The organism is Pseudonocardia sp. KRD291 (assembly GCF_019263595.1).
In the GTDB taxonomy this organism is placed as follows: Bacteria; Actinomycetota; Actinomycetes; order Mycobacteriales; family Pseudonocardiaceae; genus Pseudonocardia.
In genome coordinates this window covers 18,571-28,195 of sequence record NZ_JADQDD010000049.1, presented here as the reverse complement: position 1 = coordinate 28,195, position 9,625 = coordinate 18,571, and the positions used below count along the sequence as shown (strand labels likewise).

9 protein-coding genes and 1 pseudogene are annotated in these 9,625 nt (G+C 72.3%); 6 read left to right on the top strand and 4 right to left on the bottom strand.

What is annotated here, in order from left to right; all coding sequences use genetic code 11:
• A pseudogene (locus tag I4I78_RS09835) lies at positions 1-282 on the bottom strand (MBL fold metallo-hydrolase); the annotation flags it as partial.
• 151 nt (positions 283-433) lie between these two features.
• Between I4I78_RS09835 and I4I78_RS09830 the strand changes: the two are divergent.
• A complete protein-coding gene (locus I4I78_RS09830) occupies positions 434-1,339 on the top strand; it encodes a helix-turn-helix domain-containing protein (protein WP_218610938.1) in 906 nt (301 codons plus the stop codon).
• Positions 1,340-1,356: 17 nt separating this feature from the next.
• On the opposite strand, the gene I4I78_RS09825 is transcribed toward I4I78_RS09830, so the two are convergent.
• Entirely contained in the window at positions 1,357-2,352 is a 996-nt protein-coding gene (locus I4I78_RS09825; RefSeq protein ID WP_374225858.1) for an LLM class flavin-dependent oxidoreductase, read from the bottom strand.
• A 117-nt stretch (positions 2,353-2,469) separates the two neighbouring features.
• Positions 2,470-3,225, bottom strand: a complete 756-nt coding sequence (locus tag I4I78_RS09820; RefSeq protein WP_218610937.1) for an IclR family transcriptional regulator — start codon at positions 3,223-3,225, stop codon at positions 2,470-2,472.
• 102 nt (positions 3,226-3,327) lie between these two features.
• On the opposite strand from I4I78_RS09820, the gene I4I78_RS09815 reads away from it, so the two are divergent.
• From I4I78_RS09815 to I4I78_RS09795, 5 genes are all read left to right on the top strand, one after another.
• Positions 3,328-4,431 carry an alcohol dehydrogenase catalytic domain-containing protein gene (locus I4I78_RS09815; protein WP_218610936.1) on the top strand — a complete coding sequence of 368 codons (1,104 nt, stop codon included), beginning with the start codon at positions 3,328-3,330 and terminating at the stop codon, positions 4,429-4,431.
• 36 nt (positions 4,432-4,467) lie between these two features.
• Positions 4,468-5,757 carry a Rieske 2Fe-2S domain-containing protein gene (locus tag I4I78_RS09810; RefSeq protein WP_218610935.1) on the top strand — a complete coding sequence of 430 codons (1,290 nt, stop codon included), beginning with the start codon at positions 4,468-4,470 and terminating at the stop codon, positions 5,755-5,757.
• Positions 5,758-5,787: 30 nt separating this feature from the next.
• Positions 5,788-6,279: a hypothetical protein gene (locus I4I78_RS09805; protein WP_218610934.1), complete on the top strand. Its 492-nt coding sequence runs from the start codon at positions 5,788-5,790 to the stop codon at positions 6,277-6,279.
• Positions 6,276-7,250: a PDR/VanB family oxidoreductase gene (locus I4I78_RS09800; RefSeq protein ID WP_218610933.1), complete on the top strand. Its 975-nt coding sequence runs from the start codon at positions 6,276-6,278 to the stop codon at positions 7,248-7,250. The genes I4I78_RS09805 and I4I78_RS09800 overlap by 4 nt, the downstream gene beginning before the upstream one ends.
• 75 nt (positions 7,251-7,325) lie before the next feature.
• Positions 7,326-8,603 (top strand): nitrate/nitrite transporter, encoded by a 1,278-nt coding sequence (locus I4I78_RS09795; RefSeq protein WP_226379414.1) that lies wholly within the window; start codon positions 7,326-7,328, stop codon positions 8,601-8,603.
• Between the two features lie 20 nt (positions 8,604-8,623).
• Here the strand turns inward: I4I78_RS09795 and I4I78_RS09790 are convergent, their stop codons facing one another.
• Positions 8,624-9,535: an NADP-dependent oxidoreductase gene (locus I4I78_RS09790; protein WP_218610932.1), complete on the bottom strand. Its 912-nt coding sequence runs from the start codon at positions 9,533-9,535 to the stop codon at positions 8,624-8,626.
• Positions 9,536-9,625 lie beyond the last annotated feature (90 nt).

Here is a 9,625-nt window from a genome sequence, read left to right as displayed (position 1 = left end):
GTCGAGCCGGCTCCACACCGGCGCGTAGGGGCGGTCCTTGTGGTTGCCGACGCCGGTGTCGACCAGGATCGTGCGGCCCTCGCTGCGCAGAAGCCAGGTCTGGACGGCCGAGACGCAGTCCTGTGACGCCGGGTCCCAGAAGTCGGGGGCCAGCCAGTCGCGGTGCTCGGCCCAGGCCTCGTCCCGGCTGCCCGGGAAGAAGGTCGCGGGGTCCATCCCGACCGACCCGTAGTACTCCTTGATGCGGGTGACGGTGACGTCGCCCAGCGTGATCTCGTCCATCGGTCCGTCCTCGGGGTCGCACCCGGCCGCGGTGGTGGGCCGGGTCGTGTGCAGCCGAGAGTCCTGCGCGGAGCGGGCGACAACCACTCCCGGCCGGTCCTACCCCTGCCGGGGTGTGGCTGCGCGGCGCCCGGCCGCGGACACTGACGGGATGGACGGATCGGTTCCCCTCGGCGAGTTCCTGCAGGCGCGGCGGGCCGGGCTGCGGCCCGAGGACGTCGGGCTGCGCGAGGTCGGCCCGCGGCGGCGGGTGCAGGGCCTGCGCCGGGAGGAGCTGGCGCAGCTGGCGGGGGTCAGCGTGTCCTACTACACGCGGCTCGAGCAGGGACTGTCCCGCGGTGCGTCACCGGAGGTGCTCGACGCGATCGCGCGCGCCCTCGGGCTCGACACGCACGAGCGGGAGCACCTCGAACGGCTGGCCGTCGCCGCCCGGCGTGCACCGCGGGTGCGCCGTCCGCGCCCGGAGAAGGTGGCCGGCGAGACGCTCGACCTGATGCGGGCCCTGGGCGGCGCCCCGGCCCTGGTGCTCGGACGACGGACCGACGTGCTGGCCTGGAACGGGCCGGGGCATTCACTGCTCGCCGGTCACCTCGACCCGGACTTACCCGAGGACCCCGCGAACCGGCCGAACATGAGCCGGATGATGTTCCTGGACCCGCACTGCCGCGAGCTCTACACGGACTGGAGGCGCAAGGCGCGCGCGGTCGTGGGGAACCTGCGGATCGCCGTCGGCCGGTACCCGGACGATCCGCATCTCGCGGCCCTGATCGGCGAGCTCACGATGAAGAGCCCCGAGTTCGTGGCGATGTGGGGCGATCACCGGATCGCCCCGTGCGATGCCGCGTCCTACGACCTGCACCACCCGGTGGTCGGCGCGGTCACGGTCACCCAGCAGACGCTCGCCGTCCTCCGCTCGCCGGACCAGCACCTGATCGTCGTGACGACGTCCGCCGGGTCACCCTCGGAGGAGGCACTCGCGTTGCTCGCGCAGGCCGGGGACCCCGGGGACCGGACGGCGGCGTCGCTCCGGACCCACCGCCCGGCCGGGCACCGCTGAACCCCGACCGATCCGCCTCAGCCCGCGTTCTGGACCTTCGACGCCAGCAGCTCCCAGCTGCGCCACCAGCTCTCGCGCTCCGGGGCGGGGCCGGTGACGATGAGCTCGTCGGCGTCGGCCCGGGTGGCGAACTCCTCGAGGTAGCGGACGACGGTGTCGGGTGTGCCGACGGCGCTGTACCGGGTCATCGACCGGATCTGCTCGCCCGCGGGGCTCTCGAGCACCGAGTCGGCCTCCGCGTCGGTCAGTGAGCTCCCGCGCCGGCCGGAGAACAGGCGCAGCCGGTCGCGCTGCATCTGGCGGAGCTGGGCGTTCGCCTCGTCGTCGGAGTCGGCGGCGATGACGTTGACCCCGGCGAGCACCCGCGGTTCGGCGAGCTGGTCCGACGGGCGGAACTCCTGCCGGTAGAGGGCGACGGCCCGCTCCAGGGCGTCCGGCGCGAAGTGCGAGGCGAACGCGTAGGGCAGGCCGAGCACGGCGGCGACCTGGGCGCCGTAGAGCGAGGACCCGAGGATCGACAGGGGCACGCCGGTGCCGTGGCCCGGGTAGGCGTTGACGTTCGGGACCAGGCTGTCGTTCCCGAGGAACGCCTGCAGCTCCTGGACGTCCTGCGGGAAGCGGTCGGACGCGGCGGGGTCACGTCGCAGGGCGCGCACGGTCTCCTGGTCCGTGCCGGGAGCACGTCCCAGGCCGAGCTCGATGCGGCCGGGGTGGAGTTCGGCGAGGGTGCCGAACTGCTCGGCGATCTGCAGCGGCGAGTGGTTGGGCAGCATCACGCCGCCGGAGCCCAGGGTGATCCGCTCGGTCCGTGCCGCGACGTGCGCGATGAGCACACTGGTCGCGGCCGAGGCGATGCCGCGCATGTTGTGGTGCTCGGCGTACCAGATCCGCCGGAAACCCCAGTCCTCCGCTCGCTCCGCCAGCGTCGTGGTGGTTTCCAGCGCCTGGGCGGTGGTCTCGCCCTTGGCGACGGTGGCCAGATCGAGGATCGACAACGGTAGGGGCAGGGACACGGCAGTACCTCTCGTTCAACATGAGCTCGTCCTACTGCGCAACAACGCAGGACGGTCCCAACTTCCTCCCGGCGAGTGCGGTCCGCCTCCTGAACGCACCAGTCCTCGTTCGCGGGGTCAGCTCCCCAACGCGTCCGACGCCGCCGCCGCGGTCTTGCGGACCATCTCGACGATCTCGTCACGGCGTGCGTCGTCGACGCGGAAGACGGGGCACGGTGCGGAGATCGCCGCGACGATCCGTCCGTCCTCGTACACCGCGGCGGCGGGGGCCCAGACCCCCTCGTCGATCTCCTCGTTGCTGACCGCCCAACCGCGTGCGACGTCGCGCTCGACCTCGCCGAGGTAGCCGTCGCGTCCGTTCACCGGCGGCAGTGCCCCGGACTTCAGCGCCTCGTCCACGTAGTGCCGTCGGCCTTCCGGGTCCAGCGCACCGAGCAGCAGCCGCACGCTCGCACCGCGCAGCGCAGGGAGGAGCTGGCCCGGTTCGAACGAGAGCCGGAACCGGCTCGGTGACTCCACCCGGTGGATGCACACCGGTGCGCCGTGCACCAGGCGCATCAGCAGCACCGACTCTCCGGTCCGCTCCGAGAGTGCCCGCATGAGCGGCTCGACGGTGTCCACGATCGGCGCGGCACGGCGCGCGGCGCGGCCGAGCGCGGCCACCCGCATCGACAGGTGGTAGCGCCCCCGCGACGACTCCTCCAGCAGGCCCATGTCCCGTAGCAGCGCCACGTAGCGGTGCACGGTCGGGGCCGGGATGTCGAGGATCTCGGCCAGCTCCCGCACAGCGAGCACCGGCCGTTGCTCGGTGAACGCGAACAGAACGTCCAGGGCCCGCCGTCCACTGTCTGCGCCGGCCCTCGCGGTAGCCATCGTCGGTTCCTCCATTGACGCCTCCTGGAACGCGACCTACTCTACTGAGATCACACAGCGATAATAAACTATCGCAGAGTGATAGTAAAGGAGAAGATCACGATGGGTGCCTTTCGGTCGACACCGGTGCTCCCCGCCACCGCGCGAGCGAGCGTCGCCCTGCCCGGTGGCGGGTGCGAGGTCCGGGAGATGCCGGTGATCGCGCCCGGCGCGGACACCGGCTGGCTGCGCGTGGCCGCGTCCGGGATCTGTGGCACCGACGTCGCGCTGCAGGACCGGGGTGTGGCGGAGCCGACCGTGCTCGGACACCACGTTGTCGGCGCGATCGCCGCGGTGGGGGAGTCGGCCGCGCGGCGTTGGGGCGTCGGCCCGGGGGATCGGGTCGTGATCGAGGAGTACCTGCCCTGCGGCTCGTGTCCGACCTGCCGTACCGGCCCGTACCGGCTCTGCCCGGACACCGACATCTGGACCGGCGGCCGCCGGATCGGCACCGTGCCGCTGACCGAGTACCCGGGCCTGTTCGGTGGCAACGCCGAGTACCTCCACCTGCCCGCCAACGCCGTACTGCACCGCCTTCCGGATGCCCTCGACGACGAGCTGGCCGCCTGGGTCCTGCCGTACGCCAACGCCCTGGACTGGACTTCCGGGGCGGGCGGCCTGCGCCCCGGCGACACCGCGGTCGTGCTCGGGCCCGGCTACCACGGCCTCGCCGTCGCAGCGGCCGCGCTGGCCGGCGGTGCGGAGCGCGTCGTCGTCACCGGGCTGGCCCGCGACGCCGAGCGGCTGGGCATCGCCGAAGCCCTCGGCGCGGTCCCGGTCGTCACCGACGACCCAGCACGGCTCGAGAGTGAGCGTCCTGATCTGGTGGTGGACACCACGGGTGGCGCGCCCGAGGTCGTCGGGCCCGCGTTGACGCTGCTCGGCCACGGCGGCCGGCTCGTGCTGACCTCGCCGAAGGCGCCCGCGGCCGTCCCGATCGACACCGCCCGCATGATCCGTCACGGGCTGTCGGTGCACGCCGTCCGTGGTCGTTCGCCCGAGGCCGTCCGCGCTGCCATCGCGGCGCTGGCGGCCGGGGGCTCGCTCCTGGAGCGGATTCCCGTCGCCGACGTCCCGCTCGACGACGTCGGGGACATGCTCGCCCGTCTCGCGGTCGGGGACGGGCCGCGGTCCCCGCACGTCGTCGTGCGCCCCACCACCAGCTGACCTCGTCCCGCCACCCGCCCGAAGGGAACCACCACCGTGCTGACGCGCGAACAGAACGAACGCCTGGTCCGTACCGACCGGGGAACCGAGATGGGTGCCCTGCTGCGCCGTTACTGGATCCCGGCTCTGCAGGCCGACCAGATCCCGGAGCCGGACTGCCCGCCGGTGCGGGTGCAGCTGCTCGGCGAACGGCTGATCGCCTTCCGCGACAGCGAGGGCCGACTCGGCCTGCTCGACGAGTTCTGCAGCCATCGCACGGCGTCGCTGTTCTTCGGCCGCAACGAGGAGTGCGGGCTGCGCTGTGCCTACCACGGCTGGAAGTACGACGTGGACGGCAACTGCGTGGACATGCCCTCGGAGCCGCCGGAGAGCCGGTTCCGGGAGAAGATCAAGCAGAAGGCGTACCCGTGCGTCGAGCGCGGCGGCGTCATCTGGACCTACATGGGCCCGCCCGAACATCAGCCCGATCTGCCGGAGCTGGAGTGGGCGACGTTGCCCGGCTCCCGGGTGTTCGTGTCCAAGCGCATCCAGGAGACGAACTACATGCAGGCCATGGAGGGTGGCATCGACTCCAGTCATGTGTCGTTCGCGCACCGGTTCAACATGGATGACGACCCGATGCACGCCGGCACCGAGGGCCTGACCTACCTCAAGGCCGACACCCGACCGAAGTTCGAGGTCATCGAGTCCGACGGGGGCCTGCTGATCGGGGCGCGGCGCAACGTCGACGACGAGCGCTACTACTGGCGCATCACCCAGTGGATCATGCCCTGGTACACGATCATCCCGCCGTTCGGGACGCACAACCCGCTCGGCGCGCACGCCTGGGTCCCGATCGACGACGAGACCTGCTGGGCGTGGAGCATCAACTACCACCCCACCCGCGACCTGCGCGACGACGAGCTGGAGTCGATGCGTCGCGGCGACGGGATCCACTCCCGCAACATCCCGGGTACCTACCGCACGGTCGCGAACAGGGGGAACGACTACCTCGTCGACCGGAAGGCCCAGCGCGAGAAGCGCAGCTTCTCCGGCGTCGAGGGCATCGCCGCCCAGGACTTCTCCCTGCAGGAGAGCATGGGCCCGATCGTCGACCGCACGAAGGAGCGTCTGGGCACCAGCGACGCTGCGATCATCCTGGCCCGTCGCCGTCTGCTGGCCGCGGCCGAGGACGCCGCCGAGGACACCGCGGACCTGCCCGGCGAGAGCGCCGAGCACCACCGGGTCCGGTCCGCCTCGGTGCTGCTGCCCAAGTCGGTCCCGTTCCAGGACGGGGCGCAGGAGGCTCTCACCGTGAAGCCCGGCGAGGACTTCGTCTCCATCTGATCCTTCCCCCGGAAAGGAGGGTCGCCGACGATGACGTCGATCCCCACCCGACAATCCTACGAAGCGTCCGTGCTGCTCGTCGCGCTCGATCCCACTGCTCGGCTCTGGCTCGACGGCCGCGACCCGTCCGAGTTGGAGGGCATCACCGTCGCGGACGACGAGCTGGCGGTCCCGGACACCGCCCCCGCCGCGGGGAGCTCGGCCGCGGTGAGCAGCCCGCTCGAACACGCGGTGCACGCCGTTGACGTGGTCGTCGTCCTCACCCACGACCTGGCCCGCGTCGACGGTGAGGTGGTCATCCGGATCGGCGACGCCGCGCGGGCCAACGGCATCCTGCTCGGTGCCGTCGTCGTGAGCCCGGGCGCCCGGTGGACCGCCGCGGCCGCCGAGCGTTCGGCGACCACCGTGCGCGAGGCCGCGGACAGTGTCGTCGTCCTCGACGACATGCGGCTCGTCCTACCGTTCCTGCAGGTCCTTCGCGGCGGCGCCCGCGACGGCGGTCTCGCGGAGGTGTCCTCGTGAGCGGGGACGACACGCACCAGGTCCTGGTCACGCAGGCCCGCCACGAGGCGGAGGGAGTGCTGTCGCTGCGTCTGCGCGGCGACGGCCCGCTCCCGGCCTGGACGGCGGGCGCGCACGTCGATCTCGTGCTGCCGTCCGGGCTGGTGCGCCAGTACTCGCTGTGCGGCGAGACCGACGACCCCGAGTACACCGTCGCGGTACTGCACGACGCGGACGGCCGCGGGGGATCCGCGGAGATCCACACCAGCGGCCTGGTCGGGAGACGGCTGCTGATCCGCGGACCGCGCAACCGATTCGCCCTCGAACCGGCCGCCTCCTACGTGTTCGTCGCAGGCGGTATCGGAGTCACGCCCCTGCTCGCGATGGTCCGCCACGCGGTCGGGGAGGGCACTCCCTGGCAGCTGCATCTCGGCGGTCGGCGCGCGGACACACTCGCCTTCACCGCCGAGCTGCGGCGGCTCGCCGCCGCATCGGGCGGCGAGGTCTCGCTGCGCAGCGACGACGTCGACGGCTCGCTTCCGTTGGCGGACATCCTTGCCGCGGCCCCGGCGGCCTCCGCGGTCTACGGCTGCGGGCCGCCCGGGCTGCTGACGGCGCTCGACGAGGTCGCCGCGCGCACCCGCCCCGAGCTGCCGGTCCGGTTCGAGCGTTTCGCCGCCGACCCGAGCGGCGGCGTCGACGACACGGTCTCCGTCACCGGGGACGGCGGCTTCGAGGTGGAGCTGGCCGGCACGGGCGAGACCGTCCCGGTCCCGGTCGGGGTGTCGATACTCGAGGCCGTCCGGACGGTCCGGCCGGACGTCATGTCCTCCTGCGAGGAGGGCTTTTGCGGGACCTGCGAGACGAAGGTCCTCGAGGGGACCCCGGTGCACCGGGACACGATCCTCACCGAACGGGAACGGGCCCGCGGCACCTCGATGATGATCTGCGTCGGCAGCTGCTCGACCGCTCGGCTCGTGCTCGACCTCTGACACCGTCAGACGCCCCGGCGTCGCCGCGGGACGCGTTCCCTCGCCCCGCACCTCTCCCACCACGGAGGCTCAACGATGAGCACTGTCCCTGCCGCCCCGGCGGGCGCGGCGACGCTGTCGCCCTACCGCTGGGTGGTCCTGTTCGCCTGCTGGCTCTCGTTCACCCTGACCTCGGTCGACCGCTCGACCTGGGGTCCGGCATCGGTGTTCGTCGGTGACGACCTGGCGGTGCCGCTCGCCAGCCTCGGCGTGTTCGCCACCGCCTACTACGTCGGCTACGTCATCTCCAACGCGCTCGGCGGGATCGGCACCGACCGGCTCGGCGGGCGCCTGATGCTGTCGGTCTCGCTGTTCGGTGCGGGAGCGTTCATGACGCTGTTCGGCTCCACGACCTCGGCCACTGTCGGCATCGCTGTTCAGGCGCTGGTCGGGCTGTTCGCCGGGGCCGACTACTCGGCCGGGATCCGGCTGGTCGCGAGCTGGTTCCCGGCCTCGCAGCTCGGGCTGCCGATGGGCATCTTCGTCACCGCCACATCGCTGGGCACCGCCATCGCGAACTCCGTGGTACCGGCGATGATCGCCTGGCACGGGTGGGGCACCTCCTACCACGTCTTCGGCGTCATCTCGATGGTCCTGGCGGTGCTCCTGTTCTTCGTGCTCCGCCCGGGCCCGATGCTCGACGGCGGTCCGGAGGTGGCCGGGGCCGTCCCGCCGGCGGCAACGGAGCGGTCCCGGTCGAGCTGGGCGGCGATGCTCGCCAACCGGAACCTCGTGCTGACGGCGATCGCCGGGTTCGGTGGGTTCTGGGGCCTGTACGGCTTCATCACCTGGGCCAACGCATTGATGATCAAGGGCCACGGCATCGCGCCCGCGACGGCCGGAGCGGTCGTCGCCATCTTCGCGATCACCGCGGTCGTGGTGAAACCGATCGTGGGCTTCGTCAGCGACCGCTTCTTCGGCGGCGCCCGCCGGATGCCCGCGGCCCTGATCCTCGCCCTGTTCGTCGTCACACTGCTCGCCTTCGGCAGCCTGAGCTCGCCGACCGGCTTCCTGTGGCTCGCCCCGCTGCTGGGTGCGGCCGCCTACGGCTGGACTCCGTTGCTCGTCGCACTGGTACCGCGGCTCGTGCCGAGTGCCGTCACCGGCACCGCGTCCGGGTTCGCCAACGCGTTCTGGCAGCTCGGCAGTGTGATCGTCCCACTGGCGGTCGGTGCGTCCTATGCCGCGACCGGCTCGTTCATGGTCGCGTTCGTGACTCTCGCCGCGGGACCGGCGCTGGGTGCCGTGGTCATGCTCGCGGTCCGTGAGCGACGGCCGGACCGGTCCGGGGCCGACGTCGCCGGAGTCCGGTAGCAAGTCGGCGTCGGTCGCCCTCAGCCGAGGACGAGCACGATCCTGCCCCGCACGTGCCCGTGCTCGCTGACGCGGTGCGCGGTGGCGATCTCGTCGAGCGGGAAGGTCCGGTCGACCGGCAGCCAGAAGCGGCCGGTCTCGATCAGCTCGCCGATCTCGGCGAGGGCGTGGAAACCGTGGCCGTCGACGAACCCGTTGCTGAAGTGCACGTCGTACTTGTCGGAGCCCTCGAGGTCGGCGAGTGTCACCACGTTCTTCGGGTCGCCTGCCAGGTCGATGAGCTGGGGGAGGACGCCGCTGCCGGCGACGTCGAGCGCGACGTCGACGCCGGCCGGGGCGAGAGCGCGCACCTGCTCGACCATGCCGTCGCCGTAGGTGACCGGTTCCGCGCCGAGCTGGCTCAGGTAGTTGCGGTTGGCCGCGCTCGCGGCGCCGATCACGCGCGCGCCGCGGGCGACGGCGAGCTGGACGGCGGTGCTGCCGATCCCGCCGGAGGCGCCGTTCACGAACAGCGTGCTCCCGCCCGAGACGCCGAGCTGGTCGAGCGCGCGCGTGGCGGTCTCGAGCGCGATCGGTAGGCCCGCGGCGTCGACGAACCCGAGCGACGGGGGGATGGGGGCGCGGTGGGTCACCAGCGTCCGCTCCGCCGCGCCGGCCCCGTCGTCGGAGACGCCGAACACGCGGTCGCCGACGGCCACGTCGGTCACGCCCTCGCCGAGCTCGTCGACCACGCCCGCGACGTCGCGGCCCGTCGTCTGCGGCAGGCCCGCACCGAAGCTCAGCTCGCCGCTGCGCAGCTTCCACTCCGTCGCGTTGATCCCGGCCGCGTGCACGACGATCCTGACCTGACCGGGGCCCGGACGGGGCTCCGGCAGATCCACGATGTTCAGGACCTCGGGGCCTCCGAACCGACTGAACTGCGCTGCTCGCATGACGGACCTCTCGTCGCGGTGAACGGGTATCGACTCCCGTGACAGTGCTCCGCCGCACTGACACGGCGCTGGCGCGTCACTGACACCGCG

Excerpts from the sequence above, each read along its gene's own strand:
- I4I78_RS09805 (WP_218610934.1), top strand. The coding sequence starts at position 5,788 with ATGACGTCGATCCCCACCCGACAATCCTACGAAGCGTCCGTGCTGCTC.
- I4I78_RS09815 (WP_218610936.1), top strand. The coding sequence starts at position 3,328 with ATGGGTGCCTTTCGGTCGACACCGGTGCTCCCCGCCACCGCGCGAGCG.
- I4I78_RS09830 (WP_218610938.1), top strand. The coding sequence starts at position 434 with ATGGACGGATCGGTTCCCCTCGGCGAGTTCCTGCAGGCGCGGCGGGCC.
- I4I78_RS09790 (WP_218610932.1), bottom strand. The coding sequence starts at position 9,535 with ATGCGAGCAGCGCAGTTCAGTCGGTTCGGAGGCCCCGAGGTCCTGAAC.
- I4I78_RS09795 (WP_226379414.1), top strand. The coding sequence starts at position 7,326 with ATGAGCACTGTCCCTGCCGCCCCGGCGGGCGCGGCGACGCTGTCGCCC.
- I4I78_RS09820 (WP_218610937.1), bottom strand. The coding sequence starts at position 3,225 with ATGGCTACCGCGAGGGCCGGCGCAGACAGTGGACGGCGGGCCCTGGAC.